The sequence below is a fragment of the Flavobacterium sp. genome (assembly GCF_025352015.1).
Taxonomy (GTDB): domain Bacteria; phylum Bacteroidota; class Bacteroidia; order Flavobacteriales; family Flavobacteriaceae; genus Flavobacterium.
Window position 1 is genome coordinate 1 of record NZ_JANXUG010000089.1, and the last position, 21,851, is coordinate 21,851.

The 21,851-nt window shown below is 32.7% G+C and carries 22 protein-coding genes, 1 tRNA gene and 1 other RNA gene; 12 read left to right on the top strand and 12 right to left on the bottom strand.

The genetic code is table 11. From position 1 onward, the window contains the following. Nucleotides 1–1,670 (bottom strand): M23 family metallopeptidase (locus tag Q0Q96_RS09120; protein WP_293874038.1); only part of this gene is annotated, 1,670 nt, incomplete at its 3' end. A gap of 186 nt (nt 1,671–1,856) precedes the next feature. On the opposite strand from Q0Q96_RS09120, the gene Q0Q96_RS09125 reads away from it, so the two are divergent. From Q0Q96_RS09125 to rny, 4 genes are all read left to right on the top strand, one after another. After that, nucleotides 1,857–2,147, top strand: coding sequence for a hypothetical protein (locus Q0Q96_RS09125; RefSeq protein WP_293874040.1), 291 nt, complete (start codon nt 1,857–1,859; stop codon nt 2,145–2,147). 4 nt (nt 2,148–2,151) lie between these two features. Further along, a complete protein-coding gene (locus tag Q0Q96_RS09130; protein ID WP_293874042.1) occupies nt 2,152–2,445 on the top strand; it encodes a cell division protein ZapA in 294 nt (97 codons plus the stop codon). A 52-nt stretch (nt 2,446–2,497) separates the two neighbouring features. Further along, nucleotides 2,498–2,604, top strand: a non-coding RNA gene (ssrS, locus tag Q0Q96_RS09135) — 6S RNA. 49 nt (nt 2,605–2,653) lie between these two features. Next, nucleotides 2,654–4,216: a ribonuclease Y gene (gene rny, locus Q0Q96_RS09140; RefSeq protein WP_293874044.1), complete on the top strand. Its 1,563-nt coding sequence runs from the start codon at nt 2,654–2,656 to the stop codon at nt 4,214–4,216. 52 nt (nt 4,217–4,268) lie between these two features. On the opposite strand, the gene Q0Q96_RS09145 is transcribed toward rny, so the two are convergent. The 5 genes from Q0Q96_RS09145 to Q0Q96_RS09165 form a co-directional block, all read right to left on the bottom strand. Further along, nucleotides 4,269–4,664, bottom strand: coding sequence for a response regulator (locus tag Q0Q96_RS09145; RefSeq protein ID WP_293874046.1), 396 nt, complete (start codon nt 4,662–4,664; stop codon nt 4,269–4,271). Next, the gene (locus Q0Q96_RS09150) at nt 4,654–6,177 is read right to left on the bottom strand and encodes a PAS domain-containing protein (protein ID WP_293874048.1); all 1,524 of its coding nucleotides are present in this window, start codon (nt 6,175–6,177) and stop codon (nt 4,654–4,656) included. The genes Q0Q96_RS09145 and Q0Q96_RS09150 overlap by 11 nt, the downstream gene beginning before the upstream one ends. A gap of 196 nt (nt 6,178–6,373) precedes the next feature. After that, nucleotides 6,374–7,273 carry a site-specific tyrosine recombinase gene (locus Q0Q96_RS09155; protein ID WP_293874050.1) on the bottom strand — a complete coding sequence of 300 codons (900 nt, stop codon included), beginning with the start codon at nt 7,271–7,273 and terminating at the stop codon, nt 6,374–6,376. Between the two features lie 76 nt (nt 7,274–7,349). Next, nucleotides 7,350–7,898 carry a porin family protein gene (locus Q0Q96_RS09160; protein ID WP_293874052.1) on the bottom strand — a complete coding sequence of 183 codons (549 nt, stop codon included), beginning with the start codon at nt 7,896–7,898 and terminating at the stop codon, nt 7,350–7,352. 129 nt (nt 7,899–8,027) lie between these two features. After that, entirely contained in the window at nt 8,028–8,636 is a 609-nt protein-coding gene (locus tag Q0Q96_RS09165; protein ID WP_293874054.1) for an outer membrane beta-barrel protein, read from the bottom strand. A gap of 289 nt (nt 8,637–8,925) precedes the next feature. On the opposite strand from Q0Q96_RS09165, the gene aroQ reads away from it, so the two are divergent. Beyond that, nucleotides 8,926–9,339, top strand: coding sequence for a type II 3-dehydroquinate dehydratase (gene aroQ / locus Q0Q96_RS09170; RefSeq protein ID WP_293874056.1), 414 nt, complete (start codon nt 8,926–8,928; stop codon nt 9,337–9,339). 106 nt (nt 9,340–9,445) lie between these two features. Continuing rightward, the gene (locus tag Q0Q96_RS09175; protein WP_293874059.1) at nt 9,446–11,920 is read left to right on the top strand and encodes a DUF5686 and carboxypeptidase regulatory-like domain-containing protein; all 2,475 of its coding nucleotides are present in this window, start codon (nt 9,446–9,448) and stop codon (nt 11,918–11,920) included. A 151-nt stretch (nt 11,921–12,071) separates the two neighbouring features. Here the strand turns inward: Q0Q96_RS09175 and Q0Q96_RS09180 are convergent, their stop codons facing one another. The 4 genes from Q0Q96_RS09180 to Q0Q96_RS09195 form a co-directional block, all read right to left on the bottom strand. Beyond that, nucleotides 12,072–12,839 (bottom strand): TSUP family transporter, encoded by a 768-nt coding sequence (locus tag Q0Q96_RS09180; RefSeq protein ID WP_293874062.1) that lies wholly within the window; start codon nt 12,837–12,839, stop codon nt 12,072–12,074. Between the two features lie 74 nt (nt 12,840–12,913). Then, entirely contained in the window at nt 12,914–14,224 is a 1,311-nt protein-coding gene (murA, locus tag Q0Q96_RS09185) for a UDP-N-acetylglucosamine 1-carboxyvinyltransferase (protein ID WP_293874065.1), read from the bottom strand. Nucleotides 14,225–14,302: 78 nt separating this feature from the next. Next, a complete protein-coding gene (locus tag Q0Q96_RS09190) occupies nt 14,303–15,016 on the bottom strand; it encodes a DUF4290 domain-containing protein (RefSeq protein WP_293874068.1) in 714 nt (237 codons plus the stop codon). Then, nucleotides 15,016–15,300 (bottom strand): DUF493 family protein, encoded by a 285-nt coding sequence (locus Q0Q96_RS09195; RefSeq protein WP_293874070.1) that lies wholly within the window; start codon nt 15,298–15,300, stop codon nt 15,016–15,018. The genes Q0Q96_RS09190 and Q0Q96_RS09195 overlap by 1 nt, the downstream gene beginning before the upstream one ends. Nucleotides 15,301–15,458: 158 nt before the next feature. Between Q0Q96_RS09195 and Q0Q96_RS09200 the strand changes: the two genes are divergently transcribed. The 5 genes from Q0Q96_RS09200 to Q0Q96_RS09220 all read left to right on the top strand — a co-directional run bounded on the left by Q0Q96_RS09200 (nt 15,459) and on the right by Q0Q96_RS09220 (nt 20,077). Then, a complete protein-coding gene (locus tag Q0Q96_RS09200) occupies nt 15,459–15,995 on the top strand; it encodes an ATP-binding protein (protein WP_293874073.1) in 537 nt (178 codons plus the stop codon). A gap of 72 nt (nt 15,996–16,067) precedes the next feature. Next, nucleotides 16,068–17,969, top strand: a complete 1,902-nt coding sequence (locus Q0Q96_RS09205; protein ID WP_293874076.1) for an ATP-dependent DNA helicase RecQ — start codon at nt 16,068–16,070, stop codon at nt 17,967–17,969. 30 nt (nt 17,970–17,999) lie between these two features. Further along, the gene (gene fmt, locus Q0Q96_RS09210) at nt 18,000–18,947 is read left to right on the top strand and encodes a methionyl-tRNA formyltransferase (RefSeq protein WP_293874078.1); all 948 of its coding nucleotides are present in this window, start codon (nt 18,000–18,002) and stop codon (nt 18,945–18,947) included. A gap of 145 nt (nt 18,948–19,092) precedes the next feature. Next, a complete protein-coding gene (locus Q0Q96_RS09215; RefSeq protein WP_293874080.1) occupies nt 19,093–19,395 on the top strand; it encodes an HU family DNA-binding protein in 303 nt (100 codons plus the stop codon). Between the two features lie 121 nt (nt 19,396–19,516). After that, a complete protein-coding gene (locus tag Q0Q96_RS09220; protein WP_293874083.1) occupies nt 19,517–20,077 on the top strand; it encodes a YqgE/AlgH family protein in 561 nt (186 codons plus the stop codon). Here the strand turns inward: Q0Q96_RS09220 and Q0Q96_RS09225 are convergent. Together Q0Q96_RS09225 and Q0Q96_RS09230 are read right to left on the bottom strand one after the other, a co-directional pair. Beyond that, the gene (locus Q0Q96_RS09225) at nt 20,074–20,910 is read right to left on the bottom strand and encodes an aminotransferase class IV (protein ID WP_293874086.1); all 837 of its coding nucleotides are present in this window, start codon (nt 20,908–20,910) and stop codon (nt 20,074–20,076) included. The two genes, Q0Q96_RS09220 and Q0Q96_RS09225, sit on opposite strands and share 4 nt — an antisense overlap. Before the next feature lie 48 nt (nt 20,911–20,958). After that, nucleotides 20,959–21,351 carry an START-like domain-containing protein gene (locus Q0Q96_RS09230; RefSeq protein WP_293874089.1) on the bottom strand — a complete coding sequence of 131 codons (393 nt, stop codon included), beginning with the start codon at nt 21,349–21,351 and terminating at the stop codon, nt 20,959–20,961. 145 nt (nt 21,352–21,496) lie between these two features. Between Q0Q96_RS09230 and Q0Q96_RS09235 the strand changes: the two genes are divergently transcribed. Beyond that, nucleotides 21,497–21,570 (top strand) — tRNA-Met (locus Q0Q96_RS09235). Nucleotides 21,571–21,851: the final 281 nt, after the last annotated feature.

Below are 21,851 nucleotides of genomic sequence, written 5' to 3' on the forward strand. Positions count from 1 at the left end.
GTTTCAAAGATAGTGGAATTTCCAACATTATCTGTAACGACAATTTTTAAATCATTTTTGCCTTGGGCTACAATTCCATCTGCAAAGCGGTGCGTAATTATATTAGTTTTGGGTTCATATTCAAACAAAATCCAGTTACCGTTTAAATAACCATCATAACTTTTGATTCCTGAAATATCGTCAGAAATAGTAAACTGCAATTCATTTTGTTTGCTAATCCATTCGCCTTCAATGTTTTTCGCACTTTTAAATTTTGGCGCTATCGTATCTTTTATAAGTTTATATTCGCCCAAATATTTAGTATACGCAGTAAACGAATTTTTATACCGTTTGGTATTGTAATAATTAATTTTTTTACCATCCAATAAACCTATAAACATTTTTTCGGGGTCTTTTTGAGAAGTTATACTATCTTCAAAAGTGACTGAAAAATTAGTAAAAGCAGGAACCACATCTTTGTGAATTTGAGCTATGCCGTTTTTAACTTCAAAATTCATATAAAAATCATCTATAAATGTTTTGGCTGGAAAAGTTACTGTTACATTTTCTAAAGCAAATATATTGTCTATTTGTGCCTTAACAAAAAAATTTTGATTTTCAGGTTCATTTTTAGCTTTAACGTACGAACTGGAGTAGTGAATCGGGATAAAAATTTTGGTCGTGTTTTCGTTAAAATCTGCAATTTCAATACGATACGATTGTAAAAAATTTGGAATTACAGTGATAATTCCGTTATCAATTCCAGGTTTTATAATGCTCAAAGAATATGGATTTTTAAAAAATAATCGTTGCACTCTTTGCCCTTGTGTTTTATATCTTTCGTAATCAATCAATCCGTTGACGCTTCTTGTTTCGTCAAACGAAAAAGTATCAAACTGATAACTAAAAGATGGTTTGCCATTTAAAAAACTTTGCGCTTTAAAAATCCCATTAGCATTCCAAGACACATCGTCAAAATCTAAAGTGGTAATTCCGAAACCAATTTTACCCGATGCGGCTATTTTTTCTGAAATATACATTCCATCACTTAATAAAGACAAACTTAAAAAAATAGGTTTGTGCGTATGATTTACTGTAGAATTTTTATCTAACGGATACACACACAAACTAGTAATTATTGGTTTTTTGGTATCGATAATAACGGAATCAAATCCAAAATATAAAGGGTTTATGATTTTTTCTGATTGCGTGTCTCGGATTTCAAAATGCAAATGTGGTCCATCTGAACCTCCCGTATTTCCAGACAAGGCAATACTGTCGCCTTGCTTTACAATCAAATCATTTGGCAAAAGTGGCACATCAATTTCGTACGATTTTAATTTATATTGAATACTTTTTATTCGCTTTTCAATTTCGCCATAACCCGATTGCAAATGACCATAAACGGTCGTATATCCATTGGGATGCGTTATGTAAATTGCTTTCCCATATCCGTTAGTAGAAATTTTTATCCTTGAAACATAGCCAGCAGCAGCAGCATAAACTTGTAATCCCTGAATTTTATTGGTTTTGCAATCAAATCCAGAATGAATATGATTAGGTCGCAATTCACCAAAGTTGCCAGAAAGTTGTAACGGAATATCCAATGGTGAACGAAAATAATCCTTTGGGTAATGATTTTGTCCAAGAGCTAAAACAGATGACAAAAAAATAAAACAATAATTTTTCATAATGTGTTGTTTTCGCTAAGATAATTAAAAGTGCGTAAAAAATTACAATATAATATTTTTTTGTAACTTCTTAAAAAACAATTTATTATAAATAAAGTCTAAAATTAAAATAAATAATTAGTAAAAAAATTGCGCAAACAAAATAGAATTCTAACTTTGTGATGTAAGTAATGAATAAAGTATTTCATGAGTGAAATTGCAGAAATAATTGATTCTCTTGAAAATAGAATTGAAAAACTTTTTATAAAAGTAACTAGTTTAGAGAAAGATTCTATTTCATTAAAAGCGCAATTAGACAATGCTGCAACTGTGATTTATAAACAATCCGAAGAGATTAATTATTTGAAATCTGCAGGAGAAACTCTCAAAATGGCTAATTCATTATTAGGCGGGGAAGAAAATAAAAGAGATACCAAGCTTAAAATAAATTCATTAATCAGAGAGATAGATTATTGCATTGCGCAATTATCAGACTAACAACATGGATGAAAAGCTTAAAATAAAAATATCAATTGCAGACAGAGTTTATCCGTTAACGGTCGATTTGGCTCAAGAAGAAGGACTACGAAGTGCTTCTAAAAAGATTGATGTCATGATTAAGCAATTCGAAGAAAGTTATGCTGTTCGAGACAAACAAGATGTACTAGCTATGTGTGCTTTACAATTTGCTTCGCAGGTAGAACAAAAGCATGTTGAAAGCTCCATTGATAGTAAAGATCTTGATAGATTAAAAAAAATTAATGATTTATTATTCGATTATCTCGATAAAAAATAACGTTCTTAACATTAGAATTACAATACCGCCTACATTAGATTTTAATTGGTAAACTCAACACTAACAAATTAAAATGAGCAAATCATCGTTACTAAAGCATGCCACATTATCGTGGATCCTTGACCACCGAGTTAGCTCAAAACTTGTCCTTTCGAGTTTATGCATTCACCTAATGTAGGCTTTTTTTATATATAAACACTAACAAAAAATGGGAACTACACTGATTATAATTGCGCTTATTGTGGGGATTGCTGGAGGTTTTGGAATTGCAAAATTTCTCGAAAAAAGCAACATTTCTAACATGGTAAAAAATGCTAAAAAAGAGGCTACATCAATTTTAAAAGATGCCAATCTTCAGGCAGAAAATATTAAGAAAGATAAATTGCTTCAAGCCAAAGAAAAATTCCTTGAGCTTAAAGCAGAACACGAACAAGAGATTTTAAATAAGGACAAAAAATTAGCTGAAACTGAAAAAAGAATACGTGATAAGGAGTCACAAGTTTCAAGTGAACTTGCCAAAGCAAAAAAAGTAAACGATGATTATGAAGCTAAAACAAACGAGTACACTTCTAAAATTGAATTATTAGACAAGAGGCAACAGGAGATTGAAAAATTACACAAAAGCCAAGTACAGCAATTAGAGGTTATTTCAGGACTTTCTGCTGAAGATGCAAGAGAACAATTGGTAGAAAGTTTAAAAGCCGAGGCCAAAACCAAAGCCATGTCGCATATTCAAGATACGATAGAAGAAGCCAAACTAACGGCGCATCAAGAAGCCAAAAAAGTTATCATTAATACCATACAGCGCGTTGGAACAGAGGAAGCTGTAGAAAATTGTGTTTCTGTTTTCAATATCGAATCGGATGATGTTAAAGGAAGAATTATTGGTCGTGAAGGAAGAAATATTCGTGCACTTGAAGCTGCGACCGGTGTTGAAATCATAGTAGATGATACGCCAGAAGCCATTATTCTTTCTTGTTTTGATCCTGTCAGAAGAGAAATAGCGCGTCTTTCGTTACACAAATTGGTTACAGACGGAAGAATTCATCCAGCTCGAATTGAGGAAGTAGTCGCAAAAACTACCAAACAAATTGATGAAGAAATTGTAGAAGTTGGTAAACGTACCGTAATCGATTTAGGAATTCACGGTTTGCATCCAGAACTTATAAAAGTGGTAGGAAGAATGAAATACCGCTCATCTTACGGACAAAATTTATTACAACACTCGCGCGAAGTTTCCAAACTTTGTGGTATCATGGCAGCCGAGTTAGGACTAAATGTTAAATTAGCTAAACGCGCTGGTTTGCTTCATGATATTGGAAAAGTACCCGATGCAGAAAGTGATTTACCTCACGCATTATTAGGAATGCAATGGGCAGAAAAATTTGGCGAAAAAGAAGAAGTTTGCAACGCCATTGGAGCTCATCACGATGAGATTGAAATGAAATATTTAATTTCACCCATAATTCAGGTTTGTGATGCTATTTCGGGTGCCAGACCAGGAGCAAGACGCCAAGTTCTTGATTCATATATCCAAAGATTGAAAGATTTAGAAAATATCGCATTTGGATTTAATGGTGTTAAAAATGCTTATGCTATTCAAGCAGGACGCGAGCTTCGTGTTATTGTTGAAAGTGAAAAGGTAAGTGATGAAAATGCAGCAAGTCTTTCTTTTGAGATTTCACAAAAAATTCAAACCGAAATGACTTATCCGGGTCAGGTTAAAATTACGGTTATCAGAGAAACAAGAGCCGTAAATATTGCGAAATAGTTTATTTTTTTTATTCAAAAAAAGCGTCATGATTGAAATCCTGACGCTTTTTTTAATTTAAAAAAATTGATTTTATTTCATCTACAGATATTGGTTTTAAATAATAGTTTTTCACTTCGTTACTATAAACTTCCGCTTTATCTAAATCTGTCTGATTATCAGACGAACTAATAATATATATTGTTATTTCTTTTTTGAGTTTGTCTTTCAGCTTTTTAAATTCTTCTAAAAACTGCCAACCATCAAGTATGGGCATGTTAATATCTAAAAGAATCAAATCGGGTTGATTTTCTCCTAAATTCAATTTGCTTCTTAAGCCTTCAAGCGCTTCTAAACCGTTTAAAAAGTAAGATGGATTAATATTAATGTTATTACTAATTAAAAGTTTTTTGATGATAAAATGAAAAATTTTATCATCATCAACTACAAAGACTGTATTAAATTTCATTTTTAAAATGTATTTTAAAAGTTGTTCCAATATTAACTTGACTCTCTACTTCTACTCTTCCTCCCATAGCTTCTACCTGATTTTTTGTAATAAATAATCCAATACCTCTTGCATTATCGTTTTTATGGAATGTATTGTACATTCCAAATAATTTTTTCCCGTATTTTTCTAAATTAATACCCAATCCGTTGTCTTTTATCTCTAAAAAAACATCGTTTTTTTCAATTCCTAATGAATAACTTATTTCAGGATTTCTATCTGGATGAGCATATTTTATTGCGTTTGTAGTAAAATTTAGCAAAATACTTTCCAAATAACAAGCATTAAAATCGAGTGTGAATTTATCACTAATTTTGTTATTAATCTTAACATCATTTAAGATTATTTCATTAGATAAAATAGAAAATACTCGGTCTAAATATGATTTCAAATTAAGGTTTTCCTTATTGTGTACCAAATTTGTATTGATTTCAACAAGTTCTTTTAAATGTGCAATAGTTTCACTCAAAGCAACAGATGACGTTTTTAAATGAGGAAAAATTTCATCAATATTATCTTCATCAGTTTCATCTTCGATAATATCTAAAAGCATTTTAAAATTGCTTGCATGGGAACTTAAATTATGAGAAACAATATGAGCAAAGTTCAATAATCTACTGTTTTGTTCACTAAAAATATCGAGGGTTCTTATTAGTTCAATTTCTTTATCTTTTTGAACTGAAATATCGGTGTGTGTTCCTATTATCCTTACTGGTTTGGCATCATTATCTCTTTCAATAATTTTTCCTCTACTCAAAATCCATTTATAATCGCCAGTTGTTGTTAAAACTCTTTGCGAATTTTCATAAAATGATGTAATACCATCAATATGTGCCTGAATATCTGCTAGATAATTTTCTTTGTCCAACGGATGAATCCTGTCATCCCATTTAGCAATAGTATCAATAGTATCTACTTCTTCAAAACCAATCATTTTCATAGATTGTGAGGAATAAAATACTTTATTGGTAAGAACATCTAAATCCCATACGCCTTTGGTTGATGCTTCCAAAGCAAACTGAAAACGTTCTTCGGATAATTTCAATTTTAACTCTTGGGTTTTATTGTCGGTTACATCTGTTATTTTTCCAAAAAAATTGTAGTCTCCGTTATTTTCTAATTCTATATTGGCAACACCTTTATACCAGCGTTCACCTTTTGTAGGATGCACCGAGCGAAACTCATGACACCACGGTTTGATTTCTTTTTTGGATTGATGTATTGTTTCTAAAAAGAGTTTGAAATCTTCTTGTTTTATTTTACTTTTTAAAACCGTGAATGCATCTCCATTTTTTTCTTCATAGGTAAGATTAAAATCGGTGATGACCGAATGACTTAAAAACGGAAATGTTAAAACTCCGTCTTTTGAAATTGAAAAATGAAAAATTAAATCGGGCGATTGGAATAACAATTTTTTATAAAATTCGTTTTTTGTCTCCAATAATTTTAAATCAGAATAGCTGTTTGTTTTCATAGTCTTTATAAAAGTTGTACAGAAAATTTTGGTATAAAACCATTCATAAAACGTTTAATAACAAAACAAATATAAAAAATAAAAATCGATTAAAAGCAATTTTATTCGATTAAATACATAATAATATAAAATATATAAGATTATTTGTATTTTAAAGATGATAATACATTTTTTTATCAGTAAATTCTTTGCAGCATTAATGTTTTCTTGGATGAAAGGAATTCACAATATGAGTAAGATGTTTTCGGTCTAGATGAACATAAATTTCTGTAGTAGTGATCGATTCATGTCCTAACATCATTTGAATAGAACGCAAATCGGCACCATTTTCCAATAAATGTGTCGCGAACGAATGCCGTAGCGTATGCGGACTAATGTTTTTTTGTAGATTTATTTTGACCGCCAAAGTTTTAATAATAGTAAAAATCATAGCACGAGAAAGTTGTTTCCCTCTGCGATTTAAAAACAAGGTGTCCTCAAAACCTTTTACAATAGTCATGTGGTTTCGTATCGTGCTTTTATAAAATTCAATATACTTTTGAGTAGCTCCAGCAATAGGAACAAAGCGCTGTTTGTTGCCTTTGCCTGTGATTTTTATAAACCCCTCTTCAAAAAACAAATCCGAAATTTTTAAAGTTGTAATTTCAGAAACCCGAAGTCCACAACCGTAAAGTGTTTCAAGTATTGCCCTGTTTCGTTCACCTTCATTTGTAGATACATCAATAGCACCAATAAGATTATCAATATCTTTCAGGGATAGTGTATCGGGAAGTTTGCGCCCTACTCTTGGTGCTTCAATCAGTTGCATGGGATTGTCTGTGCGATAATCTTCAAATATAAGATAGGAAAAAAAACTTTTTAGTCCTGATATAATTCTGGTTTTCGAACGTGCATTGACTTCTTTGGAAACCGAATAAAGGAACTGTTCAATAGTTTCTTCATTTATTTTTTCGGGAGCAATTGCAATTTCATTAACAAGTAAAAAAGAACACAAACGTTCTAAATCAAACGTGTAATTTGCCACAGTATTTATCGACAAACCACGTTCTATTTTAAGATACGATTGAAAACTTTTAATATAGGTATTCCAGTTCATTTAACAAAGTAACGAAATGATTGGGTATAAAAAAACCTCTCGAATGGAGAGGTTTTCATAAATGTTTTAGTAAAGATTAAAATCTGTACCCTAAACCAATTTGAAAAGAAACGTTTTTAACTGTTCCACCAACATTTGATATATTAGCTAAACCTAAATTGTATCTAGCATCAAACATTAATCCGTTGCTTAATTCGTAACCAGCACCAAATCCTAAACCGTAGTCCATAGATTTAGCTGAATCTTTGATAGTATCATCTCCACCAGCTTTGAAAGCCAATTCTGGACCCGCTTGCAAACTGAAACCTTCAGCAACATAATACTTTGCCATAATTGGAATTCTGATGTAGTTTAATTTAAAATCTTTTGCACCTTCAATAGAATACAATAATTCTGGTTGAACATGGAATTTTTCATCCAATGCAAAATCAACTAAACCACCGATGTAAAGACCACCATTTGCCGTAGTCCCTGAAACATCACCTGTAAAATTAGAGTTTGTGTAACCAGCTTTTACACCAAATTTCATGTCACTTGAACTACTACTTTTTTTCTTGTCTTTGCTTTGAGCATGAGCAAACGTCAAAGCGAATACTGCAGCTGCTGTTAAAATAATTTTTTTCATGTTTGTTTGTTTGTTTTAAAATTAATACTGCAAATATAATATAAAATATTAACTATACAAATACGACAAATGTCGTACATAAAAAAACCACACAAGTTTGTGTGGTTTTTTTATGTAAATTGAGTTTAATTACAATTTGTAAATCAAACCAAAACTAATAGAAGACATATCAAGACCAAAATTAATTCTGTCTGTTTTGTCAGCACCGTTTCCTCCATTATCGTTTGATGAATAACCTAAACCACCCCAAGTTGAAGTAATTGCAAAGTTGTTTGAAACGAAATAATGTAAACCAACTGGAACATTTAAACCAATAGTTTTACCTGTTGAAGTAGCAACACCATTATCAAACTTATCAGAGTTATAAGATATTTTACCACCTACAGACAAAGAAAATTTACTAGCTGGAGTCCAAAAGTATTTAACTCCCGCAGCAATACCAAAACCTGTTGTTTTAAAATCTTGAGCGCCAACACCGCCAGAATTTGTTGTTCCTGAACTAATGCTCAAGTTACCTTCCAAAGCTAAATTTTCTGATAAAAAATAACCTATACCTGGAGCTAATGTTAAACCATTTGATTTAGCATCTCCTGTTTTAGTAGTTTGGTAATTAGCAGTACCTGTTAAATACACATCACCTTTAGAAAAACCTTCTGAACTTTCTTTCTTGTCTTTGCTTTGAGCATTAGCAAACGTCAAAGCGAATACTGCAGCTGCTGTTAAAATAATTTTTTTCATGTTTGTTTAATTTTAAAATTAATTAGTACAAATTTAGAATTTATGTAAAGTAAGCCACCAAAGGGCTTGTTTCAGTTATTAACATTTTTATTAACAATTTATTTACATAAGTCTTTATAAATCACATTCTTAAATCATTATTAAACATTTGTTCCATTTTTGCAAAAACTAAAAAATCATTTTTTTGGAATAAATGGTGGTTTTTTCTCATAATAGTATTAAAAAATAGAGCTGTAATCACTTTTAATATTGTTAAGTTTATTTACTTTTACGCCATTAATAATTATTTATGAGGATTATCATTATAAACGGACCCAACTTAAACTTGTTGGGAAAACGGGAACCCAAAGTTTATGGCAGTACCACTTTTGACGAATACTTTCAGGGATTAAAGAACAACTACAAATTAATAGATTTGGCCTTTTATCAAAGTAATATAGAAGGGGAACTGATTGATAAAATTCAAGAAGTTGGATTTACTTTTGATGGTATTATTTTGAATGCCGCTGCATACTCGCATACTTCTGTTGGTATTGGTGATGCGGTAAAAGCAATTACGACGCCGGTAATTGAGGTACATATATCTAATACTTTTGCAAGAGAGTCGTTTCGCCATCACTCTTTTATTTCTGGAAATGCAAGGGGAATTATCATTGGTTTTGGGTTAAAAAGTTATGAACTCGCATTACAAGCTTTTCTTTAATTACTGATGTAATGTAGTAAAAATAAAACTCTGTGAATCTCTGTGTAACAAAAAGCAACCGTGAATCTCAATAAAACTCTGTGAATCTCTGTGGAACAAAAAAAATATGAAAAAAATTACTTCACTCCTATTTCTAATCATTTCTATAAACTCTTTTTCTCAAATAAAAGGAACTGTTACCGATGACAAAGGAAACGCACTGCCGTTTGTAAATATCTTTGAAGAAAACACCTATAATGGTACAACCACCAATGACAAAGGCAAATTTACACTGAATGTAAAAAGCGAAAACCCGACCATCATTTTTCAATATTTGGGCTACAAAACCGTCAAAAAATCAATTGCTAAAAATCAGTTTGTCGAAAGTCTAACCATTACTTTAGTAGAAGAAAACATTACGTTGAAGGAAGTTGTCATCAATCCGAAGGACAATCCTGCCAATGAAATTATTCGAAATGCTATAAAGAACAAAAAAGAAAACTCTGAACAAACAGCGCGATTCAAATCTGATTTTTATTCTCGTGGCATCATACGACTGAAAGATGCTCCAAAAAAAATTATGGGTCAAAAGTTTGATTTCTTTGACGAATTATTAGACTCTACGCGTAGTGGCATCATTTATTTATCAGAAACGGTTTCAAAAATTACCTTTCAAAAACCAGATAAAATGAAAGAAGTCATTGTGGCTTCTAAAGTAAGTGGCAAAGACAACGGTTTTAGTTTTAACAACGCGGCGTCGGTTAATTTTGATTGCTATGAAAATTACCTTCCGTTTCAAATAAATGTCGTTTCGCCTATTGCCAACAATGCTTTTAACTATTATAAGTACAAATTTGAAGGTTCGTTTTTTACCGAAAATAAGCAGCAAATAAACAAAATAAAAGTAATTGCGCGTCGGGAAACCGAACCCGTACTAGAAGGTTATATATATATTGTAGATGATTCTTATGCCATTTATGCAACCGATTTATACATCAAAGGAAATCAAATGCAAACGCCAGCCATTGACAAACTGACCTTAAAACAAAGTTATAGTTATAATTCATTGAACAAAATTTGGGTAAAAAATACGCAAACAATAGATTTTATGGCTGGTCTGTTGAGCATCAAAGTCAACGGAAAGTTTACGTATGTATATTCTAATTTTGAGTTCGAAAAGGAGTTTGCCAAAAAAACGTTTACCAATGAAATACTTTCCTTTCAGGAAAATGCCAATAAAAAAGAAGATGTCTTTTGGAATACCAATCGACCAGTGCCTTTGACTGAAGAAGAATCAACGGATTATGTGAAGAAAGACATTTTGCAAACCAAAAAGAAATCACAAAAATATTTGGATTCTATAGATGCTAAACATAACAAATTCAAGATCATGGATATTGTGAACGGTTACAGCCATGCTAATTCATTCAAAAAATGGTCGCTAAATTATGATGGACCAATGAGGTCTATTGCATTCAACACAGTGCAAGGTTGGCGCATTAATGCTGGTGTGTCTTTCACCAAACGCGATGAAGACAAACGAACTTATACTAGAATTGGTTCCAAATTTGACTACGGATTTTCGGAACAAAAAATTAGAGCTACTTTCAATTATATTCATAAGTTTAATAACACCAACAACAGCACTTTGTCGCTTAATGGCGGCAGTATGGTCAATCAGTTCAACGCAACAAATCCTATTTCGAATATTATAAATACGGTTAGCACCTTGTTTTTTAAAAACAATTTTATGAAATTGTATGAAAAGAATTTTGTTGCCGCCTCCTTTGGGAGAGAGCTCATAAATGGTGTTTATATGAATCTAAATGCTGAATATGCAGAGCGAAAACCGTTGTTCAACACGAGCAGCCAATCGGTCATCAAGAGTAATTATTTGTACACTTCCAATAATCCGCTTGACCCCACAAATGAAACAACGGCAGCTTTGAGCAAGCACAATTTGGTTAAAACCAATGTAGGAATGCGTTTTAATTTTGGGCAACAATATTTATCAAGACCCGATGGAAAATTTAATATTCCAAATGATGATTATCCGTCAATACTAATAGGATATGAAAAAACTTTTGCTGCCACCGATAAGAAGTATGAATATGATTTTGTTGCTGCACGAATAAATTATGACTTAACTCTGGGCAATAAAGGAACACTGCAAATGGTTTTGAAAGGCGGAAAGTTCTTTAATGGAAATAACATTTCGTTTGTAGATTATAAACATTTTAATGGCAACCAAACCCACATTGGTCAATCTGATAGTTATACCAACGTGTTTAATTTATTGCCTTATTACGGCGCCAGTACCAATGATAGCTATAGCGAAACGCATTTAGAACATAACGACAAGGGATTTTTAATGAATAAAATTCCGCTAGTCAAGTATTTGCAATCACAGTTGGTTTTGGGATTTCATAATCTTGCCATTCCCGATAGAAAACCATATCAAGAATTCTCGGTAGGGTTAGATAATCTTGGTTTTGGAAAATACCGCTTTTTTAGGCTAGATTATGTTCGCGCATACCAAAATGGTTATCAAGGCGACGGAATCATCTTTGGCTTGAAGTTTTTGAATGCTTTTGGAAATTAGGGAGGAAACAGCTTTCTAGCATTTACAATTTCTCACAGCCTGTAAACGGTGTTCCGAACCCCCGATTTTGTGGTTTTGAACCACAATTAATATCTTCCAAACCCCATTTCTCCGGTTTCCCTACTATTTATAATATTACTGAAGGCAGATTTTATTTAAAAAACACATCATACCCAAAACGAAGCAACGTTCCGATTACAACAATCAAAAAGAAAACCCTGATAAAACCATTTCCTTTTTTAATGGCGAGTTTGGCACCAATAAATCCACCAAAAGCGTTGCAAACTGCCATAGGAATTGCTATTGCCCAAATAATTTTTCCTTTTATGACAAATAGACAAATCGAACCAAAGTTGGTTGCCAAATTCACCATTTTGGCATTCGCTGAAGCGTGAAGAAAATCAAAGCCTAAAACAGTTACAAAAGCCAGCACAAAAAAACTACCTGTTCCCGGACCAATAAATCCATCATAAAACCCGATAATTATACTGATGATTATCGCAAGTAAAACTTGAGTTTTTGCGCCGTGTTTTTTTTCATGATGACTTCCAAAATCTTTTTTGATAAAAGTGTATAGCGCAATAAGTATTAAAACCACCAGCAGTAAGGGTTTCATAAAATCGTTATGCACTTTGACAAGCAAACTAGAACCTAAAAAAGCAGCAACAAAAGCCACCACTGCCATGATGAAAAGCAGTTTCCAGTTCATGTTTACTTTCTTTAAATACTGTCGTGCGGCTAAAAATGTTCCGCTAAAGGAAGGTATTTTCAACGAACCAATAACAGATGCCACAGCAAGATTGGGCAGTAAAATTATAGCTACCGGCGTTTGAATTAATCCGCCACCGCCTACAATTGCATCAACAAATCCCGCGAAGAATGCCGCAAGACAAAGAAGAATGATAGTATAGTTTCCCATTTATTTAAAAAAATAAAAACCCAAAACTTAACAAGATTTGGGATTTACAGCTACTATTTGAAATCTGATATTTTTTACATCCTAACAATATTTGCACCCAGAGCACGCAATCTCTCATCTATTCGTTCGTAGCCTCTGTCAATTTGTTCGATGTTTTGAATGGTGGAAGTTCCTTTGGCAGAAAGTGCCGCAATCAATAAAGAAATTCCCGCACGAATATCGGGCGAACTCATTACCGTAGCTTTTAATTGCGATTGAAAATTGTGTCCCATAACAACTGCCCTGTGAGGATCACACAGCATAATTTTTGCACCCATATCAATCAGTTTATCTACAAAGAAGAGACGGCTTTCAAACATTTTTTGGTGAATCAATACATCGCCATTGGCTTGTGTAGCAACCACTAGAATAATACTTAACAAATCGGGAGTAAACCCAGGCCAAGGAGCATCAGCAATGGTAAGTATAGAGCCGTCAATATCTGTTTTTACGGTATAACCATTTTTATGCGCCGGAATATAAATATCATCGTCTTTTTTCTCGATGGTAATGCCCAATTTTCTAAAAACACTCGGGATGACACCAAGGTTTGCCCAACTTACATTCTTAATGGTGATTTCACTTCTTGTCATGGCGGCAAGTCCTATCCAGGAACCAATTTCAATCATATCAGGTAGAATTATGTGGTGACAACCGCCAAGACTTTCAACTCCTTCAATGGTTAATAAATTAGATCCAACACCCGTAATTTTGGCACCCATTGAGTTGAGCATTTTGCATAATTGTTGCAAATACGGTTCGCAGGCTGCGTTGTAAATCGTGGTTATTCCTTCGGCAAGAACAGCCGCCATAACTATATTTGCTGTTCCTGTTACTGATGCTTCATCGAGCAACATGTGTGCTCCCTTCAGTTTACCAGAAGTTTCTACACCATAAAAATGATCTTCTCTTTGATACCTGAATTTGGCACCAAGATTTATGAAACCTTCAAAGTGCGTATCCAAACGACGACGACCTATTTTATCTCCACCCGGTTTTGGAATATATCCTTTCCCGAATCGGGCTAACAAAGGACCTACAATCATGATGGAACCACGTAAACTTCCGCCTTCTTTTTTAAAAGCTTCGGTTTCAAGATAACCAACATTTACTTCATCTGCTTGAAAGGTTATTGAACCTGATCCGTTTTTTTGAATTTTAACACCCAAATTTCCAAGTAGGAGTATGAGTTTATTGACATCAATAATGTCTGGAATATTATTTATTGTTACTTTCTCTGGAGTTAAAAGTACGGCACATAATATTTGTAATGCTTCGTTTTTGGCGCCTTGTGGTGTTACTTCACCTTTTAGTTGGATGCCTCCTTCAATTTTAAAAGTTCCCATTTTATTTGTTATAGGTTGTATGTTATAGGTTGTATGTTATGATATGCTAACCTAGAACACACAACTTACAACCCACAACTATTTTTGATTATTGTTATTATTTTTTATGAAAGGTTTTTTGCCTAATTTGTTGCTTTTGATTTTAGCATTTTGTGGTGGCATGTTTTTGTTAGACGTTTTTTTATTGGTTCGCATCAAATCGTTAGTATTTAACAACTCCTCTGTGCTTTGTAATAAATTCAACTTTCCAGAAGACAATTCGAAAAGATGTTCAAAAATAACAATATCGGTAACGGTGTCTTTGTTCCAACTCAAATAGGATTTTTTCATGTGATTGGCAATGACTTTTACCAAAGCATTTTTCATTTCACCATCTTCCCAACTATTAGCAACATCAATCATATACTTGATATTATTGCCGTAAAAACGATACTTCGGGTTTTTTTGGGGATATTCTAATCGTGATGGTTTCAGGTTAATTAATTCTTTAGTAGGAATTGGAAAAGGCGAATCTACCTCTAGTTTAAAATCTGACATAATGAAGATTTGATCCCACAATTTATGCTGAAAATCGGGTACATCACGCAAGTGCGGATTCAAACTTCCCATAACCTGAATGATATATTTAGCGGCTTTATTACGTTCGGCTTTATCTTCAATCGCAGTCGCTTGATCAATCAACTTTTGCAAATGGCGACCATATTCGGGAATAATCAAGTGCACTCTTTGGGCATTATATTCCAGATGGTGAACGACATCATTGGCATTTTCTTTTATATATTTTTCAACCATTATAATGAAATTATTCCTTCTATATTAGAAAGATCTATGTATTTTTCGACTACCATTTCTGGGCTTTCCATCATAACATTGACCGAAAGACTTGTATATTTTCCTGTTTTTGATTGTTTTGTTTTGATTACAGCACCCATATTGTCAAATGCGTTTTCTACTTCTTCAACTTTTTTAATATCGGTAGGGACAATAAATTTATACAAGTATTCGCTAGGCCAAGTTGATGTACTATTCAACTCTTTACGCAATCTTGTGTAAAATTCTTCTGTTTTTTTATCCATGAATTTTAAAATAAAAGCAAATATACAGTAATGATTTTAGATTTTCGAAACGGAATCTATGATTTAAAAAAAATAATTTTTTACTCTAAAAATAAAACTTAATTCGGTTTATATATTCTAATTAGTTTCAATAAATTTGCCCTTCATTTCAAAAAATCTTGAAAAAAGAAATCATTGTTATCACTGGCGGACCCGGCACCGGGAAAACCACAATCATAGATGCTCTTATTGAGCAAGGTTATGCGTGTTTTCCTGAAATTTCTCGTCAAGTTACGCTAGAAGCCAAAAAACAAGGTATTGGGCAATTGTTTTTGGAAAAACCATTATTATTCAGTGAATTACTGCTTGAAGGTAGAAGAAAACAGTACCAACAGGCTTCAGCTGATAAGTCCAAAATAGTTTTTTTGGATAGAGGTATTCCGGATATTTTAGCCTACATGCACTACATTGGAGATAGTTATCCCGCTTTTTTTGACCATGCTTGCCAAGAATATAATTACTCTAAAATATTTGTGCTTCCACCTTGGGAAGACATTTATGAAAGCGATGAAGCTCGCTACGAAAACTTCGAGCAAGCTAAACTCATCTTTGATCATTTGTTAGAAACCTATCAAAAATATGGTTATGAACTGATTGAAGTTCCTAGAGGACCAGTTGAAAATCGCATCGAATATATTTTAAGTCAGCTTTCGTAAAAGTTTTTATTTGCATTCAAATTCTATTTTCATAAAATAATAAGTAGTTTTGGTAGATTAATTACACGCGACTTGAACAAAGCATTAGAAATCCTTACCAAATACTGGAAACATACTTCGTTTCGGGAACCGCAGGAAGAAATCATTGCTTCTGTGATGCAAGGAAAAGATACTTTTGCACTAATGCCTACTGGCGGCGGAAAATCAATTTGTTTTCAAATTCCCGCACTGATGCAAGAAGGGATTTGCTTGGTTATTTCGCCCTTAATTGCTTTGATGCAAGACCAAGTTCAAAACCTGCAAGATAAAGGAATAAAAGCCATTGCACTTACAGGTGGAATTCATCACGATGAGATTATCGATTTGTTGGATAATTGTCAGTTTGGGAATTATAAATTTCTCTATATTTCGCCCGAACGTTTGCAAAACGATTGGATTTTGGAACGCATCAAAAACTTTCCTATAAATCTTGTTGCAATAGACGAAGCACACTGTGTATCGCAATGGGGACACGATTTTCGTCCAGCATATTTAAAAATTGCACAGCTCAAAGAATATTTTCCTAAAATTCCTTTTTTGGCTTTGACCGCGTCGGCAACAACAAGAGTGAGGGAAGATATTATAACCCAATTAAGATTAGATAATCCGCTGGTTTTCTCGAAATCATTTTATAGAAAAAACATTGCTTACATGGTATTTGAAACCGAAGACAAATTGCATCTTTTGAATCAAATTTTGTTTAAGAATCCTGAACCTTGTATAATATATGTAACCAACAGAAAATCTTGCACAGAAACGGTTCATCAGTTGGAAAGTATTGGGCTAAAAGCGACCTATTATCATGGGGGCTTATCGTATAAAGACAAAGAAAAAAACATGAAACTTTGGATGGATGAAAAAACACCAATCATGGTTTCCACCAATGCTTTTGGGATGGGCATCGATAAGGCAAATGTAAAAACAATTATTCATTTGCACTTGCCTCAAAATCTCGAAAACTATTACCAAGAAACGGGTCGTGCTGGAAGAAATGGTGAAAAAGCGTTTGCTGTTTTGCTCAATAATCCATCAGATATTTTACATGCTCAAACGCAATTTATCAGTGTTTTACCTGATAAAGCATTTTTAAATTTGGTGTTTCTAAAACTCTGTTCGTTCTTACAGATTGCGTATGGCGAAGGCATTGATGAACAGTTTGGCTTTAATCTCCATCAATTTTGCAGCAAATATAATTTCCCTACTCTAAAAACTTACAATGCGCTGCAATTTTTGGACAGGCAAGGGATTATCACTTTGTCACAGGAGTTTTCAGAAAAAATAATTTTACAATTTATCATTCCATCGAAAGAGGTAATTCGATATATGAGTTTAAACCCTAATGATGAGGAAATCATGCTCGCTATTTTGCGAACCTATCCCGGAATTTATGAAATACAAACGGCTTTCAATACAATGGTAATCGCCAAAAAATCGAATACCAATGAAACCGAAGTGATTTCGCTGTTACATAAATTAAATGAAAAACAAATTGTAGATTTAATTGCCCGAAACAATGATGCGAAAATTACGTTTAACGAAGTTCGTGAAGATGAGCGCACTATAAATAGGGTTTCAAAACATCTTGAAGCACAAAACAAATTAAAAATTGGGCAATTACAAGCAGTGCTTGAATATAGTAATGATACTAAAACCTGTAAACAGAAATTGTTGATGCTCTACTTTGGCGAAAGCCTAAAAGAATATTGTGGCATTTGCTCTTATTGTATTTCAAAAAACAAAAAGAAAATAAATCCTGAAAGTGTATCACTCAAAATTATTGAGTTATTAAGAATGCAAGATTTAAGTTCTAGAGATATTCAAAAACTGACTAAATTTTCAAAAGACGATGTTATCTTTGCACTGGAAACATTGCTAGAAAATGAAACAATAAATATCAAATCTAGTAATTTATATTCCTCAAATAGTAGTAAATAAAACGGTAGTTTTTGTTGACCGTCACAGATTATGGAAAAATTAAGAATAGTTTTTATGGGAACACCAGAATTTGCTGTGGGGATTTTGGACACCATTATTAAAAATAAATACGAAATTGTTGGCGTTATCACTGCCGTAGATAAACCTGCTGGTCGTGGTCAAAAGATAAAATATTCGGCTGTAAAAGAGTATGCTTTGCAACACGACTTAAAACTATTACAACCTTCCAATCTTAAGGATGATGCTTTTTTATCGGAACTTCAAAGTTTAAACGCCAATTTGCAAATTGTTGTAGCCTTTAGAATGTTGCCCGAAACCGTTTGGCGAATGCCAAAATTAGGTACTTTTAATTTGCACGCTTCATTATTACCAAACTATCGCGGCGCAGCACCAATTAACTGGGCAATAATCAATGGGGAAACTAAAACAGGCGTAACCACATTTTTCATTGATGATAAGATAGATACTGGAGCTATGATTTTAAATAAAGTAGTTCTAATCTCTTGTGATGAAAATGCGGGTAGTCTTCATGATAAATTAATGATAGCAGGAAGTAATCTTGTTATGGAAACATTAGTCATTATAGAAAAAGGGAATGTAAGGACAACCATTCAAGAAGATACCGCCGAGATAAACACAGCATATAAACTTAATAGAGAAAATTGTCAAATTGATTGGACAAAATCGGCTACAGAAATTCAAAATTTAATACGAGGTTTATCGCCCTATCCTGCGGCATGGTGCATTATTAAAGACAATGAAGATGAATGGAATATAAAAATATATGAGACAAAAATGCATCTCGAAAAACACACCTATACTGTAGGTCAAATAATTACCAACAAAAAAGAGCTATTAATTGCTGTAAAAGATGGATTTATCCAAATTACAAAGCTACAATTTCCCGGAAAGAAAAAAATGGCAACAAATGAATTGCTAAATGGAATTTCTTTTTCTAAAAAAGCACAAGCAGAATAAGGTCTCAAGGCTTTATTTAAGTGGAAAACCTCTGAAATACGTTGGTTTATCAACAAATAAACCAAGTTATCAACAAATATTTGAAAAAAACATGAAAACTCTTGTGCAGTAAGGAATTCCTTTTAAATTTGTTTTCATTAACAAAATGTTTAACCAACAATTAATAAATAACATTATGAACAAATCAGAATTAATCGACGCAATTGCAGCTGATGCAGGAATTACCAAAGCTGCTGCGAAATTAGCTTTAGAATCATTTTTAGGAAATGTAGGCGGTACTCTTAAAAAAGGTGGAAGAGTATCTTTAGTGGGATTCGGGTCTTGGTCAGTATCTAAAAGAGCTGCAAGAGATGGAAGAAACCCACAAACTGGTAAAACTATTAAAATTGCTGCTAAAAATGTAGTTAAATTCAAAGCAGGTGCTGAATTAGACGGAGCAGTAAACTAATACTTTAGTTGAACTGATATACAAAAACCATATGCTACGGCGTATGGTTTTTTTTGTTTTTATCTTTAATAATTTGGTTACTCGATTTTTTTTTAGCAACTTTAATAAAAATTAGCTTAAAATGATTACAGAAAAACTTAACAAAGGTCACCTGTTAATAGCCGAACCGTCTATTTTAGGCGATTTATCATTTAATCGATCTGTAATATTATTAGCAGATCATAATGCAGAAGGTTCTGTTGGTTTTATCTTGAATAAACCACTAAAATACACGATACAAGATTTATTACCAGAAATTGAATCAAATTTTAAAATCTATAATGGTGGTCCTGTTGAACAAGACAACTTATATTTTATTCATAATGTTCCTGATTTAATTTTGGAGAGTATAGAAATATCCAACGGTATATACTGGGGTGGAAATTTTGATTTAACCAAAGATTTAATTAAAAGCGGTACTATTAAGAAAAAAAATATTCGTTTCTTTCTTGGCTACACCGGCTGGGAAGCAGGACAATTGGAAAATGAAATGCATTCTAATTCTTGGATTTTAACCAATAATATTTATGAAAATAGAATTTTGGGAAAAGCATCAGCTCATTTTTGGAAAGAAAAAATTATTGAATTGGGTGGCGAATATCTTATTTGGTCAAACGCACCAGAAAATCCTGTCTTGAATTAAGCTTCTATAATTAGATTGAGTTTTTCAACAAGTTGTTTAGAAAACTGAACTCTAAATTCTTTTTTACGGTATTTTTTTATAGGTTGTATTCCAACAATTACATTTGTAATAAATAATTCATCTGCTTTTTGTAAATCAAAAGGGGAAATTTCCATTTCAACCATATCTATATTATTGATTTGTTTGGCTAAAACCATGATTTGCTTTCTCATAATTCCGTTTAAGCAACCTTCAGAAATTGGGGGCGTAATAAGTGTATTGCCCATCAACATAAACAAATTTCCGTTTGTTGCTTCAACTACATTTTTAGCTTCATTGATAAGTAAACAGGAATTCAATTGATTTTCTTGGGCAAAAATACTTGCTGTAATATGAATAATCCTGTTCGCTGTTTTCAGCGTAGACAGCAATTGTTTTGAGACAACAAAATCCTTATACAAATCAACTTCAAAGGGGCTTAGATCAAAATGATATTTTTTGTGAGTTAACGCACTAGCTTGTATCACGAAAGAAACCGAGTTAACCGATGGCAAGTAATATCCTCCTTGATTTCTAAAAACAGTAAACCTAACACGAGCTGAATTTTCTAGATTATTGCGTTTAACCAAATCTAAAATCTGTTGTTCAAAGAATTCCAAAGTAAAAGTCATGGGAATTTCCATTCTGATGATCCGCATCGAAGCCATTAACCTAAAATAGTGGTCTTCAAAAAATAAAATTTTATTGTTTACCACCTTTAGCGTCTCAAACACACCATCGCCATATAGAAACGAGCGATTAAATATTGATACCTGCAAATCTGAACTCTGAACTACACCATTAAAATTGATCATAAAAAATCCCGTTTAAAACGGGACAAATATAACTTTTAAAATAGGTATTTAAATAGATCCTATAACATGTTTTAGATCCGAAATTTGATTTTCCCACAAAAGTTTTGATTCATCAATTTCATCTTCATGGGCAAAATCAACCACCATTAAAGAAACATCTTTGGTAATTTCGTCCTCTAAAATTTTTAGTTCAAAATAGTATTCTGTGTCATTTTTTGAATCATCAACCCATTTGAATTTTACTTTCTCTCCAGTTTTTTTTGAAGAAAGACGCGCATTTTCCTCAACATCATCCCATATAAATGTAAAGAACTCTCCTCTAGAATTAACGTTATCAGCAAACCATTCCTGCAATCCCGATGGTGTTGAAATATACTGATAAAGTAATTGAGGGGAAGAATTTAATGGAAATTCAAGCTCATAGCGTATTTTGTTATCCATAATATGAACAAATTTTTTGGAAATATATAGAATAAAAAATCAATAAAAAAACCTTTTTAAAAAATAAAAAAAATAAATGTTTTAGCTTGGCATGCTTTGATATTAATTTTATATTTGCACCCGCAATCAGGGATTGTAGTGTTATGGCGAGGTAGCTCAGTCGGTTAGAGCGCAGGATTCATAACCCTGAGGTCACGGGTTCAACTCCCGTCCTCGCTACACCAAAACCCCTTAATATTCAGGTATTAAGGGGTTTTTTATTGAAAGTCAATCTTATTAGAGTTTTACGGAGTAAGGAAATGGAGTAAGGAATTTTATTGTTTGATGTCTGTTTTTTTGTAAAAAAGAAAAAAAATCCCCATTTAAGGGGATATTGTAGATAATGTCTAAGAACCAAATATTTTAATGTTAAGTGCACCTTTTTCAATAGTTGTTAAGATAGTAGGGTCTAAATAATGCTCCACCAAGACATTATCATTAGAATGTGATGAAAGTATTCG